A 19,583-nucleotide genomic window follows, 5' to 3' on the forward strand; every position below is an offset into this window, starting at 1 on the left:
AATAAAAAAAAATATAAACGTTTAATACTGCCTCTATCGTGTTTTTTTATTATTGCTCACGTTGTTATAAATTTTTCCCTATTTTAATGAACCTTTCGTACTTTTTTACTGACTATTCAATAAGTAATACATAATATAGTGATGTTTTTAACAGCTAAACATTAGGGATGTGAAATGAGCTATTATCTAAAATTAGAACAGCATGCTCGTAAGTTATCGCGTTTAGGTCATCTAAGCGCAATATGTGGTTGGGATCAAGCTGCAATGATGCCAAGTGGTGGTGCTGAAGCTCGCTCGGAAGCAATGGCTGAACTTGCGGTTATTACACATGAATTATCAACCGCTGGTTATCTTGCTGATTGGTTTGAACAAGCAGAAAAAGAGCAATTATCTAATGCTGAACGTATCAGCCTTGCTGCGTTAAAACGTCAATGGATGATGCATAACATTTTACCAGCCGAGCTAGTGGAGCAAAAATCCTTATTAGGCTCACAATGTGAGCATGCTTGGCGTACCCAACGTAAAGAAAATGACTGGGAAGGATTTAAACAAAACCTCGCTCCTGTTGTGAAACTTGCACGTCAAGAAGCGGCTATTCGCTCTAAAGCAACAGGATTAAGTCTATACGATGCCCTGCTCGATCTTTACGAACCAGGAATGACTTCTGAAATTCTTGACGGTATTTTTGCTGATGTAAAATCGTGGTTGCCGCAGCTTATTCAAGATGTGCAAAACAAGCAGAAGAATGACGCCGTATTGCCTTTAACCGGAACATTCCCGATTGCCGAGCAAAACGCACTTAGTCTAGACGTCATGAAACTATTAAACTTCGATTTTAATCATGGGCGGTTAGATATCAGTACTCACCCATTCTGTGGTGGTGTATCAACCGATGTACGTATTACAACGCGTTATGACGAAACTGACTTTACCTCAGCCTTAATGGGCGTTATTCATGAAACTGGTCATGCACGTTATGAGCAAGGTTTACCACATCAATGGAGAGATCTGCCTGTAGGCCAAGCTCGTTCAATGGGGATTCATGAAAGTCAGTCGCTGTTTTTTGAAATGCAGCTTTCACGTAATATTGATTTTGCAAGAAAACTGGCGCCATTAGCACAGAAAACATTTAACCGTGAAACCGATAGTGCGCTGACGGCTGAAAACCTCAACACTATTAATACTCGCGTTAAACCGGGTTTTATCCGTGTTGATGCTGACGAAGTAACTTACCCAGCCCACGTAATTCTGCGTTATGAAATTGAACGTGATCTTATTGAAGGTATAATCGAAGTTGACGATATTCCTGAAATTTGGGATCAAAAAATGCAAGCTTATCTTGGTATTGATACGAAAGGTAACTTCAAAGATGGCTGTATGCAGGATATTCACTGGACAGATGGTAGCTTTGGTTATTTTCCATCTTATACGCTGGGTGCTATGTACGCCGCACAATTCATGGCTGCAATGAAGAAAGTAGTAGATGTTGAAGCTGCAATTACATCAGGTGATTTATCCCCTATTTTTACATGGCTTGAAACGAATATCTGGTCAAAAGGATGTATACTTTCAACGGATGAATTAGTAAAACAAGCGACAGGCGAAACATTAAATCCTCGTTTCTTTAAACAGCATTTAATGGCTCGTTATAACCAGTGATGCATTAAATCAGGTTAAATATTAGCCATAGTGTTTTAAGTAGTTAACCATAACTCACTATGGCTTTATAACTCTTTCATTTCTTTATTATTCATATTATCAAGGTGATCCACACTCAGTCATTAGGCGTAAAAAACTTAACGTTTAGAAACCTGAGGTAATATATGGATAATATTCGATTATCAACACGTGATATTCACACAATGGAAAAACGTCAAAGAGTTCAATTAATAAACTCTTTACCTGGTTTTAAAAGCGCCAACCTTATAGGAACGACAGATAAAGATGGAAATGAAAATGTATCCATTGTCAGTTCTGTTATCCATCTTGGATCATCACCTGCATTATTAGGCTTTATATTACGTCCTAACACCGTCGAACGACACACTTATACAAACATCCAGCAAACCGAACAATACACAATTAACGCTGTATCTGAGGAATTCTACCAACGAGCCCATCAAACATCTGCTCGCTATCCTAAAGATGTGTCAGAATTTAATGAAACGCGTCTCACCCCTTTCTATGACAATCATTTTGATGCGCCATTTGTATTAGAGAGTCCAATAAAAATAGGCTTAAGGTTAGTCGAAATCATACCTATTCCATCTAATGGTACATATATGATTATTGGAGAAATTGAGCGAGTGATTTTACCTAAATACGCACTACGAAAAGATGGCTATATCAATATTGAAAGCCTAGACTTAATGACGCTTTCTGGACTCGATAACTACCACGTAACGCAAAGTGTTGGACGTTTAAGTTACGCAAAACCCGATAAACCTATCGTACCACTCGATATTGATGGTAATGCTTTTTTTATTAAAGAGTAAAAGTAGAGCCTCAATGATTGTTAAAACAATATATTGAGGCTTATAACTTTAGATTAAGATGCTGATTATAATATTGTCTTCTTAATAACCGTCATTACACCCTGTTCGTTATTACTCGGCGCTTCAAATCGAGCTAATTTTTTTATCTCAGGATGGGCATTGTCCATTGCATAGCTATGGTAAGTTTCTTTAAGCATTTCTACATCATTGAAGAAATCACCAAAGCTCATACTCTCCTCGAACGTAAAACCGAATTCTTTTTGTAAGTACTTTATTGCGGCGCCTTTTGACGCTGTTTTATGCATTAAATCAAGCCAAATCTTCGCACTTACGACCACTTGATGTGTGCCACCAAATTGCGGTGATAGCACTGGATAAACATGCTCTTCTGTACCATTGAAATTTAAAACCGCGACTTTAATAAACTCATCATCAACAGCCAGTAAATCATCAACTAACTCAAGATTATGGTAATACTTACGAATTTCATCTAAAGCTTGTTCGCTGGTGGCTTCGGTATAGGCTGCATTCTTACCACATAACACAATGTCACAGTCCTGTACTTGCTTAACAGTTTTAAGAATATCGTGAATTTCATTGGTTGGGATAGTTGAGCTATACAACTCTTTTCCTTGATACATTACTAATGTACCGTTCTCAGCAATAAAGATCATATCATCTTTAATTGGAGCAAATGTATTCACTAGGCTTTGATATTGACGCCCTGATGCCGCAGCAAATAGCACATTCTTTTGCTGTAGTTGGTTGAATACATCATAAAAATCCGATGGTAATTGCTTTTTTTCACAAAGCAGCGTGCCATCCATGTCTGTTGCAATAAATTTAATTGAAGCTGTCATATAACCTTTACCACTGAGTGTTTATCACACTATTTTACCTGTTAGAGAGCAATCATTGTAAATGAATAGAAATAATTACTCATGAATCCGGCGGTTCTTATAGTAATACTCTTTATCGTGCTCAGTAATCGGTCTTAATATTCGGCAAGGGTTACCGACTGCAACCACATTGGCAGGAATATCTTTGGTAACAATACTACCTGCACCAATCACCGTATTCTCACCTATTGTCACACCTGGTAAAACCACCACATGTGCACCTAACCAGACATTATTTCCAATCGTCACTGGAATATTAAATTGGGCCACATCGCGACGAAGATCAGGGTCGATAGGATGACCTGCTGTTGCAATAGTGACATTAGGTCCGATCATGACACTGTCACCAATATAGATATGGGTATCATCAACCAAGGTAAGATTAAAATTAGCGTAAACGTTATTGCCTATATGTGTATTGATTCCCCAATTAGCACGTAGCGGTGGCTCGATGTAGCAATTATCACCCACAGCAGCAAACAAATCTTTCATGATAGCTTGGCGCTTATCATATTCAGAAGGTCGAGTTTGATTAAAGTCATACAGCACTTCCAAACATTGTACTTGTGCATTTGCTAACGCTTCATCGGTACAAAAATAGACTTTTTGACTATGAACTTGTTCGAGGGTGTCCATCGTTGCCCTTATTAAGACATTAATAATAACGCTAGAATAATACTGACAATTTGGGTTGGGAAGACTGCTGTAATGAGATTCAAAAGCTCATCACAAATACAGTTAGTCAGAACGAAACGTGAGAATCTAATCCCATTATTTATATTAATAATTGGTTACATTCACTATAAATATTATACTTAGATCACGGTTTAGTATTCTGATTTTCTATATTGTTCTGACATAACTGACTATAAAAAAAAGGATAAAGTATGGCTTACCAAGCTAAAGATCTTAACTACCGTGGTGAAAATTGTGGTGTACATAATTGGATCACAGATGGCGGTCAATCTTTTTACTGGCATCCAGACTGGCTTCATATCGCTGAAGAAGAAACCGGCTTATACGGTAAAAAGAAAATTGAAGTTGAGCAAGGTGGTGAAGTCACAAAAGGACACGCCGTTCATACTATTTTGAAAAAGCTAAACGAAATACTTAAAGGCACAGATCACGAATAACAAAACCCCCTAACACGTTTATTATGATTTAAAACATGTTAGGGGCTTTAATTAGCTACAACGCATTAGCTATATTTTTCTGTTGTTTTTTCAACCAGTTTTATAATCACATTTACTGCCTTTTCCATCCCTTCGACAGTAATAAACTCATGAATACCATGAAAATTATATCCGCCAGTAAAGATATTCGGGCATGGTAATCCTTTAAATGATAAACGCGCGCCGTCTGTACCACCTCTAATCGGTTTGATCTCTGGCTGTACGTCGCATTCAATCATTGCTGATTTCGCTAATTCAATGATATGTGGATATGGCTCTACCATTTCACGCATATTGAAATATGAATCGGTTAACACTAACTCTACACGCCCTTTTTCAAGTTGTAGATTTAGTTCATCAACTTTCTGCTGCATAAAGGCTTTACGTTGTTCTTGCCCTTCACGGCTAAAATCACGAATGATATAACCTAACTCTGTTTTAGCGACAGATGGTTTCATTGATTTTAAATGGTAGAAACCTTCATACCCTTCTGTCGCTTCTGGCGTTTCATTGCTGGGCATCATTAACTGAAACTGCGCGGCAATGTTCATTGAGTTCACCATCTTACCTTTCGCAGTTCCAGGGTGAACATTGGTTCCATGACAAATCACATCAGCAGAGGTTGCATTAAAGTTTTCAAACTCTAATTCACCTATAGGTCCACCATCTATGGTGTAAGCCCATTGTGCATTGAACTTCTCAACATCAAAGAGATCAGCCCCACGTCCGATTTCCTCATCAGGTGTAAAACCAATACAAATATCACCATGTTTAATTTCAGGGTGTGCCACAAGATACGCAATGGCAGTCATGATTTCAGCAACCCCGGCCTTATTATCCGCACCTAGCAGTGTTGTACCATCGGTAGTGATAATATTGTGACCGTGTAACTTATTTAAGTCGGGATATTGAATGGGAGATAGCACTTCATCACCAATGCCTAATGCAATATCACCACCTTGATAGTTTTCTACAATTTGTGGTTTAACATTTAGACCTGAAGCATCAGGTGCTGTATCCATGTGAGCAATAAAACCAATAGCTGGAATATCAGCAGAAACATTTGAAGGAAGACGTGCCATTAAATAGCAATGTTCATCTAATGAAATATCAGATAAACCCAACTCTTCCATTTCAGATTTTAGTTGTTGTGCAAGGTTAAATTGCCCTGCAGTACTCGGACATGATGCAACATCACCATCAGATTGTGTTTCGATGCGAACATATCGTAAAAAACGTTCAAGTAACTTATCCATCATTAACCTTACATAGCTTATTTATTTGCGTAATAAATTATGACGGATAAGTTAATTACTATTTTTGCGATGTATCAGTTTTAATATGAATAGACGGGTATTTAGGCCAATATGCCCTATTAAAGCTTTTAAAATGATTGAATCATGATTTTTATTAGTTACTGTTCGTTATTTTATCAATCAAATATAAAGTTATAGTGCGTTAGGGTGTTATTCAAATAATAAAAAAGCCCCTAACCTAGGAGCTTTTTTTTAAACTTATGCTTTACGCATTAAAGACATCTTTATCTATCTTATCAACTGGTGGCTCACCGCCATCTTGTGGAGGTTGCTCATCATCACTTTTTGCCACAGAAGTAACTTGTAATGTTACGCCAAACATATTGCGATAAATAATCCCTTTCACGTTAAAGAAGAAAGGTAATGTCCAAATCAATCCGATACCTGCAGTAGCAATCGAGATAAAGAACATTAGCATGATCACAATATAGATAGCCGTCATTGGCAATACTTTACGGATCGTTGCCATGAAAGAGTATTGAATCGCTTTTATTGGTGATACTTTCTTTTCGCACACTAATAAAATAGCCATGCTTAATGCCATTGTTAGGAATAAGCCAATTAATGGGAAAACACTGCTACCTAGTCCTTGAATAGAAGAAAGCAGTAACATGGTAATTAATGAAACAAGGGTAAAAGAAAACCCTTTAACGATCTGGCTTGGCTTGGTTGGTAAACCAACCGCATGGTTTAATGCCATTAGGCTAACCCCTGCATAGAGTGGCGCAATAAGCACATCAGACCAAAAATTAGCCATAAAGCCCGCTTTTAGTATTTCAGCGGTAAATCCCTGCCCTGTAATGAAAGCATCAAAAAATACCGTTGGGCTACCTAATTGAACTTCAAGCCCTAAAAGTAATAATGCAACTTGCGCAAGAAACAAGCAAATTACGGCAGGCAAAAAGCTAAAAATGTTCTTCCCTGTGATTTTCCATGCTTCAACTAAAACAGTGACGGGTTGTAGCTCCACTTCCCCCTTCAATGCTTTTTCAATAGACCCACCAATGTGGAAGCTTCGATTAATTGGCTCTTTCATACTCATGTCAGTTATTGGTGTAATGGCGGCATTGTACTTCAGAGAGGGTAAGACAAAAACATTTCTAAGATAAAAAAACAGTCAAGCTGACTAATTTGTGTGTTTTTCATGCAAAAAAGTCAAAAAAGCTGATAATAAAATCGTCTTTCATTTAAAGATCGATTATTAAGACTAAGCTGTAATAAGGTTTTTTATTATAACGATAGTTTTTTGAATAATCATATTACCGACATGTTAGTAAAAGATTGTTTATAAAATCGATAAAGTGACTGACACCATATAAGGGATTTCACTACTTAACGATGAAAAATATTACATCTTTGCATTAAAATTAGTGAAAAAACGCTTTAATTTGAAAGACTACAGGTCTATCATGCGCCCTTTATTTTAAAGCCAAAATGTTGGGATTTAACCAAATAATCCCAGGGTGGAGATAACGTAGAATTGAACGCTGAAAAAACATCTCAGAAACCTGTCATTCAGCTGAAGGGTCTTAGCAAAAGCTTTGACGGTAAGCAGATCATTTCAGGTTTGGACCTAAACGTAAACAATGGTGAGTTTCTAACCATTCTAGGTCCATCAGGCTGTGGTAAAACCACAGTACTTCGTCTAATTGCTGGATTTGAAACTGCCGATGATGGGCAGATCACCATTGATGGCAAAGATGTTACAGACATTCCTGCTGAACAACGTCTAGTAAACACGGTGTTTCAGAGTTACGCACTGTTCCCACATATGACAGTGTTTGAGAACGTCGCGTTTGGTTTACGCATGCAAAAAGTACCCGCGAGCGATATTGAGCCGCGTGTAATGGAAGCATTGCGTATGGTGCAACTTGAAAAGTTTGCCCCTCGTAAACCTCATCAACTGTCCGGTGGTCAGCAACAACGTGTTGCGATTGCTCGTGCGGTTGTAAACAAACCAAAAGTTCTTTTACTTGATGAATCACTGTCTGCACTTGATTACAAATTACGTAAACAGATGCAGCTTGAGTTGAAACAACTACAGCGTAAGTTAGGCATTACCTTTATTTTCGTAACACACGATCAAGAAGAAGCCTTATCTATGTCTGATCGCATCATTGTTATGCGCGATGGTCACGTTGAGCAAGATGGTTCACCTCGTGAAATTTATGAAGAACCAACGAATTTATTTGTTGCCCACTTTATCGGTGAAATCAACGTATTTGATGCAACAGTTAAAGAGCGTTTAGACGAAAAACGTATCATGGCTGATGTTGAAGGTCGCCACTCATTGATCCACTGTGATTTAGATGTGAATGTTGGTGATAAGGTTAAAGTATTACTTCGACCTGAAGACATTCTTATCGAAGAGATCCATAACGGTGACGAAACTAACGGCATCGTGGGTTATGTTCGTGAACGTACCTATAAAGGTATGACATTGGATTCTGTGGTGCAGTTAGAGTCTGGCAAGTCTGTGATGGTTAGCGAATTCTTCAACGAAGATGACCCTGACGTAGACCACTCTCTTGACCAAAAAGTTGCCATTACTTGGATTGAAAGTTGGGAAGTGGTACTCGCTGATGAGCAAGAAGTTTAATTTACAGAATTTCATTATCGCGTTAGTTGTTAGTTGGTTAGTACTGTTTGTATTTGTACCTAACTTAATGATTATAGGAACGAGTTTCCTAACGCGTGATGATGCAAATCTAATCAAAATGGTCTTCACGTTTGATAACTATGAAAGACTGTTTGATCCACTGTACGCAAAAGTACTTTGGCACTCTTTTTACATGGCAATCACAGCAACCATTCTGTGTTTAGTAATTGGTTACCCTTTTGCTTATGCCATTGCAAAAATGCCAGAGAAATGGCGTCCATTTATGCTGTTTTTGGTTATCGTACCATTTTGGACTAACTCTCTAATTCGTACATATGGCCTTAAACTGATGTTGGGTACGCGTGGTATTTTAAATAACACATTAATGTACCTCGATATTATCGATAAGCCACTGCGTATTATGTACACCGAGTACGCAGTAATGATCGGTTTAGTGTATATCTTGCTACCATTTATGGTGCTACCACTCTACTCCGCTATCGAAAAGCTTGATAATAACTACATTGAAGCAGCTCGCGACTTGGGCGCAAATAAGGTTCAAACCTTTATTAAAGTGATCTTCCCACTAACCATGCCTGGTGTTATTGCAGGTTGTTTATTGGTATTACTGCCTGCTTTGGGTATGTTCTACGTTTCCGACCTTTTAGGCGGCGCGAAGAACTTACTGATTGGTAATGTTATTAAGAGTCAGGTTTTAAACGCGCGAGATTGGCCATTTGGTTCTGCAACAAGTATTGCCCTTACGTTAGCAATGGCAATTATGCTGTATGCCTACTACCGTGCAGGTAAGTTGCTGAACAAAAAAGTGGAGCTTGAATAATGGGACGCTTGTTTAAATTTAGCTTTATGTCGGTGGTATATGCATTTTTATATACCCCTATCATTATCCTGATTGTTAACTCATTCAACGAAAGCAAATTCGGTATGAAATGGGGTGGCTTTACCACTAAATGGTATGAGCAACTGGTTAACAATGACAGTTTAATGCAAGCGGCAGGACACTCGATCACTATCGCTGTGTTCTCTGCAACAGCAGCATCCCTAATTGGTAGTTTAACGGCTGTTGCTTTATTTCGTTATAACTTTAAAGGTAAGAAGTTTGTATCAGGTATGCTATTTCTCGTTATGATGTCTCCAGACATCGTAATGGCAATCTCGCTACTTGCACTGTTCTTACTATTGGGTACGAACTTAGGCTTCTTAACGCTATTGCTTTCTCATATCACATTCTGTTTACCTTTTGTTGTTGTAACAGTTTACAGCCGATTAAAAGGCTTTGATGTGAAAATGCTTGAAGCAGCACGTGACTTGGGCGCTAGTGAGTGGGTTATCTTAAAACAGATTATCCTACCATTGGCAAAACCCGCAGTTGCTGCAGGTTGGTTATTAAGCTTCACCCTATCGCTAGATGATGTAATTGTAAGCTCGTTCGTAACGGGTCCAACTTACGAAATCTTACCATTGAAGATTTACTCAATGGTTAAAGTCGGTATTTCACCTGAGGTGAACGCCCTAGCGACAGTGATGTTGATAGTTTCTCTTGTTCTGGTTATTTGCTCACAATTACTGGCTCGAGACAAAATAAAGTAAGCATCAACAACAGCTAATGCTAAATGGCTAACTGTATTCAGTTAGCCATTTTTTTTACATATTATTCAATGACCTTTAAATATATTCTCCTGTAACATTTTCAAACACTTTTTTGCTATCTAAAAACGGAAACTTGCTCTAAATTTCGGCCACTTTTTATCGCATTCACTACGAAGACACTCGAATGAAAAAATGGTCATCTCTTGTTATTAGTACAGCCCTACTTTCAGCAAGTTTTAATGCTTTTGCTTCAGAAGAAGAGAAAGACAAACAGTTAGTATTTATGAACTGGGGGCCGTATATCTCTACTGAGCTTCGTGAACAATTCACGAAAGAGACAGGTATTAAAGTGATCTACTCGACTTACGAGTCGAATGAAACCATGTATGCAAAACTTCGTGCCCACCCTACAGGTTACGATCTGGTTGTGCCATCAACTTACTTTGTTGCGAAAATGCGCGACGAAGGTATGTTGCAAAAAATTGATAAATCAAAGCTATCGAACTTTACTGAGCTTGATAAGAACTACTTAGATAAACCTTTTGATCCAAATAACGATTACTCAATTCCACACGTAATCGCAATGACAGGTCTTGCGGTTAATACTGATATGTACGACCCAGAAGATTTCGACAGCTGGGCAGACTTATGGAATCCTGACCTTAAAGGTCAATTAATGCTAATGGACGACACCCGTGAAGTCTTCCATATTGCATTACGTAAGCTAGGTTACTCTGGCAACACTACCAACCCAAAAGAAATTGACGAAGCGAAAGCAGAGCTTGAGAAACTCATGCCAAACGTACTGGTATTTAACTCAGATAACCCTGCAGCGCCCTACCTAGCGGGTGATGTGGGTCTAGGTATGTTGTGGAATGGCTCAGCAGCAGCAGCACAAAAAGAAGGTTTACCAATTAAACTTGTTTGGCCAAAAGAAGGCGGTATTTTCTGGGTTGATAGTTTAGCAATAGCTAGAAACGCGAAGAATGTAGAAGCAGCACATAAGATGATCGACTTCCTACTACGCCCAGATATTGCCGCTCAAATTTCAGAGCAAACCGGCTACCTCACGGCAGTAGAAAAATCTAACGCTAAATATAAAGATGACCCAACTCTATTCCCACCACAAGAAGATCTTGATCGTGGTGAGTGGCAAGATTCAGTTGGTGACATGAATATCCGCTACGAAAATTATTTCCTTGAATTAAAAGCGGATCAATAAGTAAAACAAAAGCTGCCAATGGCAGCTTTTTTTATATTTGTTATTTATTAATAAACATGGTTAGTTGTGTTATTTTCTAAGGTTTTACTTATCATGTTTGTTATTTATCAATATGATAGCGGAATTTAACAGACAAATTACTCTTGTTTTGTGATGCGCTCGACGAATAATCTCTGCTATAATAACTCTGTTTTATAATCAACATCTGTTTCTGCATGTATCATGCGTCGACAACCAATTAGGAGAAGCGGTCAATACCGCTAGAGAACACTCTCGATATCCTGTTTAGTTAGGAGCTAACACAATGAAAAAATGGTCTTTATTAATGGCCGGTGCTGCATGTGCAATGTCAATGTTTTCGAACGTTGCGACTGCCGATGATAGCAATAAATCTAATGAGCTGTACTTTTACAACTGGTCTGAATACATCCCATCAGATGTTTTAGAAGAGTTCACAAAAGAAACAGGCATTAAAGTTATTTATTCGACTTACGAGTCGAATGAGACGATGTACGCCAAGCTAAAGACCTACGATAAAGGTTACGACCTTGTTGTTCCTTCTACTTATTATGTAGCTAAAATGCGTAATGAAGGTATGCTTCAAAAAATCGACCATTCTAAAATTCCAAACTTCGCAGGTCTAGATCCTAACTTTTTAAATAAACCTTTTGATCCTAACAACGACTACTCTATTCCGTACATTTGGGGAGCAACGGGTATCGGTGTTAACACAGACATGATCGACAAGTCTAAAATCACTAGCTGGGCAGACCTATGGGATCCTAAATGGCAAGGTCAGCTAATGATGATGGATGATGCACGTGAAGTATTCCACGTAGCGCTACGTAAACTTGGTTACTCTGGTAACACTGAAGATCCTAAGCAAATCAAAGCAGCATATGAAGAGTTGAAGAAACTAATGCCAAACGTATTAGTATTTAACTCAGACTACCCTGCTAACCCATACATGGCTGGTGAAACATCACTCGGTATGCTTTGGAATGGTTCTGCTTACATGGCACGTAAAGATGGCGCTCCAATCGACATCGTATGGCCAAAAGAAGGCGCAATCTTCTGGATGGATAACATCTCTATTCCTAAGAATGCGAAGAACATCGACAATGCATACAAGATGATCAACTTCCTACTTCGTCCAGACATCGCTGCGAAGATCGCACTACAAATTGGTTACCCAACACCAGTTGCTGCCGCTAAGAAACTGCTTCCAGCAGATTTTGTTAACGATCCAAGCATCTACCCACCACAATCTGTAATGGATGCAGGTGAATGGCAGAACAGCGTTGGTCCTATGACTGAAGTTTACGAAGAATACTTCCAAAAACTAAAAGCTGGTGAATAATAGCCACTCATCGTTAAATGCAAAAAAACCGAGCTAAATGCTCGGTTTTTTTATTTGAGTCAGACGGTTATCTATAACCTAATAAAATCATATAACCATTCAATAATTATGACAATTTACTCATACAGTTTTGATTCAGAATTTCTATATAAGCTATAACAACCATTTTAGATGTAAGTTATAAGGTTATAATGTCTACAAAATTTAAAGCGCTAATCCCCGTTTTATTCGTTTCAACCCTTTCGGCTTGTAGCGCCCCGATGACACCAGTCGATAAAGAACTCGTCGTTGACATGAATGGTGTTGATACTGCTCAATATCAAAAAGATTATGATTACTGCAACCATTTTGCTGATAGTGTTTCAACACCTGAAATGACGTCAGCAACAAAAAAGAGAGATGTAGTAATTGGCACTCTAGCAGGTGCTACAGCTTTTGGTGCAGGCGCTTACGATTCGGATAATTACGATACGATAAAACATCCAGGAGTTGTAACTGCATTAGGTGCTGTTGTTGGTGCAGCTGGCGGATACGTAGCAGGCTCTAATGAAGCATCTAAAGATGAAAAACATAAAAAGTCATCCGTTCTTCGCCAATGCTTATTACAAAAAGGTTATCACGTTTACGATATATCTTAATTAATCGAAAAACATGCTCACCTTTTGTTCTTATAATAAAAAAGCCTCAAACTTGAGGCTTTTTTATTAAGCAGATAATATTTCGTCTACATAAGCAGGTACTAATTCAGAAGCTTTACCATAACGTTTTTCTTCAAATTCATTTTCTACGTTACTTGGTTCAAGATTTAATTCAATCGTATGAGCGCCCTGTAAAGCAGCTTCATGTACAAATCCAGCTGCTGGATATACATTGCCAGAAGTACCAATAGAAATGAATAAATCCGCCTTCACAATGGCATCATGAATTCTATCCATTCCAATTGGCATCTCACCGAACCATACAATATCAGGACGCATCGGTGCAGGAATTTGACAACAATGACAATGATCACAGGTCGTTAAGTCACCATGCCATTCAATTGTTTGTCCTGATTCACAGCATCGTGCTTTTAATAACTCTCCATGCATATGAATGACATTTTTACTTCCTGCTCTCTCATGCAAATTATCAATGTTTTGCGTAACAATAGTCACGTTACCATCTAATTCTTGTTCAAGTTTAGCAAGTGCAATATGTGCAGCATTAGGCGCTACAGAGCCATTCTCGATTTGGGCTCGACGCGCATTATAAAAGCGTTGCACAAGCTCAGGGTCACGTAAATAGCCTTCTGGTGTTGCAACATCTTCAACACGATGTTCTTCCCATAAACCATCAGCGGCACGGAAAGTTCGGATGCCCGATTCAGCCGAGATACCTGCACCCGTAAGTACAACGATATTTTTATAGGGAAAAAGCATATGAACATCCTTTATTTCAGTATTTATACTGCCTTTATAGCACTGAAATACAAAGAATTTAACCCTAACAATCTAGGTTCTTAATTATGCGTGATTTCACCCTACAAAACCGTGTAAATAAACTTTTCAGTATCACAGTTAGATCAGCAACCTGAATCAATAATTGTAATAATAGGTTCGCCCCCAGTGTTATTTTCTTTGTAACTTAAATAACAATTGGTCGCTTTGATTTTATTAACATCATCTTTGTCTTTTCTATCCAGTTTTTTGAGAAAAGTCGCAACAAAAACACGCTCACCACCATTATGTGAATTAGAACCCGTCTTATCTTGGTTAAATGCCCAGTTTTTATTAAAATCCACAATCGTTAAACCAATACCGACATATATTGCTTTCGGGTAACCATTCCAGATAGCGATCCCCTCTACCTTTTTACGGCCGGTAATATCATTTTCATCGCCTTGTATTACAGCTTTTCCGTAGATAATCCGAGATATTTCAGTCATAGATCCTTTAAGCTCATGTAGCTTGGCGCGATACGTATCTGAAGAAATATTGAGGAATTTAGGAGCCGCAGTAACAGCAAGGATACCGAGAATGACGATAACAATAACAACTTCAATCAGGGTAAATCCTGCTTTATTCCTCATCAATTAATCCTTTTTAATGTTTTATTATTGATATTATTGGCAGTAGTATTTTACTTTATTGTACAAAAACTTAACAGGATGAATGAATAGCTATAAGTAACAAAAAAAACATTAAGCTCGAATTTTAGGTATAAAAAAACCGACACGAATGTCGGTTTTAAAAATCACTAACTATGATTATGCATTAGACGAAGGTTTACTCTTCGCTTCATGCTGCTGTGATTCACTGTATCCTGGTTGGTTTTCAGGCAGATCTTTTACTTCTTCAAACCATTCGCTGTGGTGTTCACGCGCCCACGTTTCATCCACTTCACCAGTTACCATGCCGTCAAGACCCGCTTCCATACCGAACAAACCAATATAGATGTGGAAAATAAAGCCACAGATCAGAATAAGTGCTGAAATCATGTGTATGAGATTTGATAATTCCATGTGTCGACGCGTTTGGTCGAAAATTGGAAAGTCTAAAACAAAACCACTCACGACAATGAATACACCAAAGAAGGCAAGTAGCCAGAACAGTGCTTTTTCACCACCATTTGAGAAACCAGCTTTAGGGTGTGAGCCTTTATGTTTGCCCACCATACCACCCATTTTTTTAAACCAATCAATATCAACTTTATTGAAGATACTCTTACGCCACCATTTAACGACCACTAAAAGAAGAATGATTGCGAATAATGGCCCCATATAGTTATGGTATTGTTTCGCGGCATAAATGATCCAGCCCCACACTTCTGTTGGGACGATAGGTTTAATAAAATGTTTACCGTAAACAAGAGCTAAACCGCTAAAACCTAACGTTAAAAATGTGAATGCCAAACTCCAGTGTAAAGCACGATCCATCCGGCTCCAACGCTGAATTTTACGACCAGTTTTAGGCTTACTTAATTTAAGAGGGCCTACCACAAAGTAGGCTAGCGTTACCATCACAAGGCTGCCAAAAATAGCCATCGCGCCAAGTGGTGACATCCACTTTTCTTTTAAGATATACCATGTTTGACCAGGCACACTGATCAACACATCATGCTCAGGCCAACCCGATGTGGTATACCCTTTTTCGCCATCCTTGACCGCTCGCCAATAATCAGCACCTGCAAAACCTATGACTTCTTTTTTTACCACAGATTCGCCAAGTTGCTCGCTACTGGTTGATGTAGTGGCTTCGTTTGCCATCACTTGGACAGAAAACGCAACCATTAATGCGGTAACGAATACCGTTAACCAGCGTTGAATTCGCTTAGTCATTAAAGCTCCTGCCTGCTCAATTTGAACAGAAATTTGTTACATCCGAGATCTAATATTTGGGCTCACACCTATGTTAAGCCCAAATAAAGACAATTACGCTTTACGTACTTTTGCTGCGTCGTACGCTAGATCTTCAGTACTTGCCCAACCGGCATCTTTTGCACCACGAGCAACAACACGCTTGCTGAAGATTTCAGAAATCTTCTCAGCATCACCTGCAAGTAGTGATTTAGTCGAACACATAGATGCACACATTGGTAACTTACCTTCTGCAATACGGTTTGCGCCGTAAAGTACACGCTCTTTTTCTGAACCAGGTTCAGTATTTGGACCGCCAGAACAATAAGTACATTTATCCATTTTGCCACGCTCTGCGAACGCTTCCTGTTTAGGGAACTGAGGCGCTCCAAATGGACAAGCAAATAGACAGTAACCACAACCAATACAAAGATCTTTATCGTGCTGAACGATGCCATCTTCTGTTTGACTAAAACAATCTGCCGGACAAACCGCCATACAAGGCGCATCACTACAGTGCATACAAGCAACAGAAATAGAGGTTTCACCTGGTAGACCATCGTTTAGTGTCACAACGCGACGACGTTGAATACCCCAGCCTACTGCTTCTGAGTTAGCATTTTTACAAGCTGTCACACAACCGTTGCATTCAATACAACGCTTAGAGTCACAAAGAAATTTCATACGTGCCATTTGATGACTCCTTACGCTTTAGTGATGTTACAAAGGGTGACTTTTGTTTCTTGCATCTGAGTTACTGGATCGTAACCGTATGTCGTTGCTGTGTTAGCAGCTTCGCCAGAAACATAAGGCGCACATCCTTCTGGATAATGACTACGTAGGCTTTCACCTTCGAATTCGCCACCGAAGTGGAATGGTAAGAATGCTAAGCCTTCACGAACACGTGGGGTTACCATCGCTTTCACTTTAATACGGCCTTTTTCTGCACCTTCAACCCAAACCATCTCGCCATCTTTAATGCCACGATCGTTTGCATCTTTTAGGTTAAGCTCAACGAACATTTCTTTTTGTAGCTCTGCAAGCCATGGGTTTGAACGCGTTTCTTCACCACCACCTTCGTACTCAACCAAACGACCAGATGTGAGAATAATTGGGTATTCTTTTGATACATCTTTGTCTTGAATTGACTTGTACAGTGTTGGTAGACGGAACAAGTGTGCTTTATCATCCCAAGTTTGGTACTCAGGAAGAAGATCACGACGAGGTGTGTACAGTGGCTCACGGTGAATAGGTACTGCATCTGGGAATGTCCAAACCACAGTACGTGCTTTGGCGTTACCGTATGGAATACAACCGTGTTTAATCGCTACACGCTGAATACCACCAGAAAGATCAGTTTTCCAGTTTTTGCCTTCAGCAGCCACTTTCTCTTCTGCTGTTAGATCGTCCCACCAACCAAGTTGCTTTAACATCTTAGCGGTAAACTCTGGGTAACCATCTTCTAGCTCACAACCTAATGAGTAGCTATCGTCAGCCAATAGGCTTACACCATTGTGCTCAACACCAAAACGTGCACGGAAGTTACCGCCACCCTGTGCAACCGTCTTAGATGTATCATAAAGAATGTGTGTACCTGGGTGTTTCATCTCAGGCGTACCCCAACAAGGCCAAGGTAGACCGTAAGTTTCACCGTTCACTGGGCCACCAATCGCTTCAAGAGAAGTACGATTGAATGTATGCCAGTTTTGTTGGTGCTCTTTTAGACGCTCAGGGCTTTGACCTGTGTAACCAATCGTCCACATACCTTTGTTGAATTCACGTGTAATGTCTTCAATGTGTGGGCGGTTATTTTCAACTTTAATGTTTTTAAATAATTGATCTGCAAAACCAAGACGCTTAGAAAGCAAGTACATGATTTCGTGATCAGGTTTCGATTCAAATAGCGGTTCGATAACTTGATCACGCCACTGAATAGAACGGTTAGTTGCTGTTACTGAGCCGTATGTTTCAAACTGCGTAGTCGCTGGGAATAGGTATACATTGTCTGTACGACCATTCATTACAGCGGCAACACCTGGGTATGGGTCAACGATAACCATCATATCCAGTTTTTCCATCGCAGTTTTCATTTCAGGACCACGAGTCTGTGAGTTTACAGCATGGCCCCAGTAGAACATGGCGCGGATGTTATCGCGCTGTTCAATCTTATCTTTGTTTTCTAACACACCGTCGATCCAACGAGAGACAGGAATACCCGCACTGTTCATTGGTTTTTTTCCGTTGTAAGTGTTTTGGTCGAAACGACCTTGTAGCCATGAGTAGTCTACATCCCACACTTGTGCCCAGTGTTTCCAAGCTCCTTCAGATAGGCCGTAGTAACCAGGCAGGTTGTCAGAAAGCACGCCAAAGTCTGTTGCGCCCTGTACGTTATCGTGACCACGGAAGATGTTTGCACCGCCGCCTGATTTACCCATATTGCCAAGTGCAAGTTCAAGGATACAGTAAGCACGTGTGTTGTTGTTACCTGTTGTATGCTGAGTACCACCCATACACCAAACAACACAGCCAGGACGGTTTTCAGACAGCATTTTCGCTGTTTGATAAACTTGATCTTCTGGCACGCCAGATACGCGCTCAACTTCTTTTGGATTCCATTTCGCCACTTCTGCACGAACTTCGTCCATACCGTATACACGTTGACGGATGAATTCTTTATCTTCCCAGCCATTGTTGAAGATGTGGTATAGCACCCCCCATACAAAAGCAACGTCAGTACCTGGACGAAGTGAAACGTAGTGATCTGCTTTTGCCGCAGTTCGTGTACGGCGTGGATCGACAACCACAATCTTACAGCTGTTCGTTTCTTTCGCGATAAGGATGTGCTGCATTGCTACTGGGTGAGCTTCAGCTGGGTTTGAACCAATGAATAACATCGACTTACAGTTATGCATGTCGTTTAACGAGTTAGTCATTGCACCGTAACCCCAAGTGTTCGCTACACCTGCCACTGTTGTTGAGTGACAAATACGCGCTTGGTGGTCAACGTTGTTCGAGCCCCACATAGAAACCATTTTGCGGAACATGTAAGCTTGTTCGTTGTTATGTTTTGCAGAACCTAGGAAGTAAACAGAATCTGGGCCTGATTCTTCACGGATCTTAAGCACTTGTTGGCTAACTTCATCTAACGCCTGTTCCCAGCTCAGTTTCTTCCACTTGCCATTAACAAGTTTCATTGGGTATTTTACGCGACGTGCACCGTGACCATGTTCACGAAGTGCTGCGCCTTTCGCACAGTGTCCACCAGCATTAAAAGGGTGATCAAAAGCGGGTTCCTGGTGAGTCCAGACACCATCTTGCGTCTCTGCGTAAATACCACAACCCACTGAACAGTGTGAGCAAATAGTACGTTTAACCACTTTAGGCGCGTCGTACACATCTTCTGATGCAGCTTCTGCTTTTTTCATCATACCTGGTGCAAACATGCTTGCACCTGCAACGCCACCAGCCGCAGCTAGAGATGTATTACGAATAAAAGAACGACGAGAAATACCCAGTTGGTTTTCTGCTTTGCTCACTTTATCGGAACGTTTAGTAAGTTTCATTTAGAGCTCCGC

General features: G+C 39.7%; 18 protein-coding genes. 9 read left to right on the forward strand and 9 right to left on the reverse strand.

All coding sequences use genetic code 11. The features are described 5' to 3' along the window. The first annotated feature begins 174 nt into the window (after window positions 1-174). Together C9J41_RS17350 and C9J41_RS17355 are read left to right on the forward strand one after the other, a co-directional pair. Window positions 175-1,659: a carboxypeptidase M32 gene (locus C9J41_RS17350; RefSeq protein ID WP_107294847.1), complete on the forward strand. Its 1,485-nt coding sequence runs from the start codon at window positions 175-177 to the stop codon at window positions 1,657-1,659. A 164-nt stretch (window positions 1,660-1,823) separates the two neighbouring features. Next, window positions 1,824-2,495, forward strand: a complete 672-nt coding sequence (locus tag C9J41_RS17355) for a flavin reductase family protein (RefSeq protein ID WP_107208214.1) — start codon at window positions 1,824-1,826, stop codon at window positions 2,493-2,495. A gap of 65 nt (window positions 2,496-2,560) precedes the next feature. On the opposite strand, the gene C9J41_RS17360 is transcribed toward C9J41_RS17355, so the two are convergent. Together C9J41_RS17360 and C9J41_RS17365 are read right to left on the reverse strand one after the other, a co-directional pair. Next, window positions 2,561-3,355: a Cof-type HAD-IIB family hydrolase gene (locus tag C9J41_RS17360; RefSeq protein ID WP_107208213.1), complete on the reverse strand. Its 795-nt coding sequence runs from the start codon at window positions 3,353-3,355 to the stop codon at window positions 2,561-2,563. Window positions 3,356-3,430: 75 nt separating this feature from the next. Beyond that, window positions 3,431-4,030, reverse strand: coding sequence for a sugar O-acetyltransferase (locus tag C9J41_RS17365; protein WP_107208212.1), 600 nt, complete (start codon window positions 4,028-4,030; stop codon window positions 3,431-3,433). A gap of 251 nt (window positions 4,031-4,281) precedes the next feature. Between C9J41_RS17365 and C9J41_RS17370 the strand changes: the two genes are divergently transcribed. After that, complete coding sequence (locus C9J41_RS17370; RefSeq protein ID WP_107208211.1) at window positions 4,282-4,527, forward strand: hypothetical protein; 246 nt, start codon at window positions 4,282-4,284, stop codon at window positions 4,525-4,527. A 65-nt stretch (window positions 4,528-4,592) separates the two neighbouring features. Here C9J41_RS17370 and pepT read toward each other — a convergent pair whose 3' ends face one another. Both pepT and C9J41_RS17380 read right to left on the reverse strand, forming a co-directional pair. Further along, complete coding sequence (pepT, locus tag C9J41_RS17375) at window positions 4,593-5,822, reverse strand: peptidase T (protein ID WP_107208210.1); 1,230 nt, start codon at window positions 5,820-5,822, stop codon at window positions 4,593-4,595. A 265-nt stretch (window positions 5,823-6,087) separates the two neighbouring features. Next, entirely contained in the window at window positions 6,088-6,918 is an 831-nt protein-coding gene (locus C9J41_RS17380; RefSeq protein ID WP_107208209.1) for a hypothetical protein, read from the reverse strand. A gap of 444 nt (window positions 6,919-7,362) precedes the next feature. Between C9J41_RS17380 and potA the strand changes: the two genes are divergently transcribed. The 6 genes from potA to C9J41_RS17410 all read left to right on the forward strand — a co-directional run bounded on the left by potA (window position 7,363) and on the right by C9J41_RS17410 (window position 13,312). Further along, entirely contained in the window at window positions 7,363-8,481 is a 1,119-nt protein-coding gene (potA, locus tag C9J41_RS17385) for a spermidine/putrescine ABC transporter ATP-binding protein PotA (RefSeq protein WP_045129697.1), read from the forward strand. After that, entirely contained in the window at window positions 8,465-9,322 is an 858-nt protein-coding gene (potB, locus tag C9J41_RS17390; protein WP_045128969.1) for a spermidine/putrescine ABC transporter permease PotB, read from the forward strand. The genes potA and potB overlap by 17 nt, the downstream gene beginning before the upstream one ends. After that, complete coding sequence (gene potC, locus C9J41_RS17395; RefSeq protein WP_107294848.1) at window positions 9,322-10,092, forward strand: spermidine/putrescine ABC transporter permease PotC; 771 nt, start codon at window positions 9,322-9,324, stop codon at window positions 10,090-10,092. Before potB ends, potC begins: the two co-directional genes overlap by 1 nt. A gap of 184 nt (window positions 10,093-10,276) precedes the next feature. Beyond that, window positions 10,277-11,314 carry an extracellular solute-binding protein gene (locus C9J41_RS17400; protein ID WP_107208208.1) on the forward strand — a complete coding sequence of 346 codons (1,038 nt, stop codon included), beginning with the start codon at window positions 10,277-10,279 and terminating at the stop codon, window positions 11,312-11,314. A gap of 304 nt (window positions 11,315-11,618) precedes the next feature. Then, the gene (gene potD, locus C9J41_RS17405; RefSeq protein ID WP_107208207.1) at window positions 11,619-12,674 is read left to right on the forward strand and encodes a spermidine/putrescine ABC transporter substrate-binding protein PotD; all 1,056 of its coding nucleotides are present in this window, start codon (window positions 11,619-11,621) and stop codon (window positions 12,672-12,674) included. Window positions 12,675-12,865: 191 nt separating this feature from the next. Beyond that, window positions 12,866-13,312: a glycine zipper family protein gene (locus C9J41_RS17410; protein ID WP_107208206.1), complete on the forward strand. Its 447-nt coding sequence runs from the start codon at window positions 12,866-12,868 to the stop codon at window positions 13,310-13,312. 66 nt (window positions 13,313-13,378) lie between these two features. Here the strand turns inward: C9J41_RS17410 and cobB are convergent, their stop codons facing one another. The 5 genes from cobB to C9J41_RS17435 form a co-directional block, all read right to left on the reverse strand. Then, window positions 13,379-14,092, reverse strand: a complete 714-nt coding sequence (gene cobB / locus C9J41_RS17415; RefSeq protein WP_107208205.1) for a Sir2 family NAD+-dependent deacetylase — start codon at window positions 14,090-14,092, stop codon at window positions 13,379-13,381. A gap of 143 nt (window positions 14,093-14,235) precedes the next feature. Then, window positions 14,236-14,742 (reverse strand): prepilin-type N-terminal cleavage/methylation domain-containing protein, encoded by a 507-nt coding sequence (locus tag C9J41_RS17420; RefSeq protein ID WP_107208204.1) that lies wholly within the window; start codon window positions 14,740-14,742, stop codon window positions 14,236-14,238. A 177-nt stretch (window positions 14,743-14,919) separates the two neighbouring features. Beyond that, a complete protein-coding gene (locus C9J41_RS17425) occupies window positions 14,920-15,990 on the reverse strand; it encodes a formate dehydrogenase subunit gamma (RefSeq protein WP_107294849.1) in 1,071 nt (356 codons plus the stop codon). A gap of 93 nt (window positions 15,991-16,083) precedes the next feature. Then, on the reverse strand, window positions 16,084-16,701 hold the full coding sequence (gene fdh3B / locus C9J41_RS17430; RefSeq protein ID WP_005367779.1) for a formate dehydrogenase FDH3 subunit beta: 618 nt from the start codon (window positions 16,699-16,701) through the stop codon (window positions 16,084-16,086). An 11-nt stretch (window positions 16,702-16,712) separates the two neighbouring features. Beyond that, on the reverse strand, window positions 16,713-19,571 hold the full coding sequence (locus tag C9J41_RS17435) for a formate dehydrogenase subunit alpha (RefSeq protein ID WP_107294850.1): 2,859 nt from the start codon (window positions 19,569-19,571) through the stop codon (window positions 16,713-16,715). Between the last annotated feature and the right edge of the window lie 12 nt (window positions 19,572-19,583).

The organism is Photobacterium sp. GB-50, assembly GCF_003026755.1.
Lineage (GTDB): Bacteria > Pseudomonadota > Gammaproteobacteria > Enterobacterales > Vibrionaceae > Photobacterium.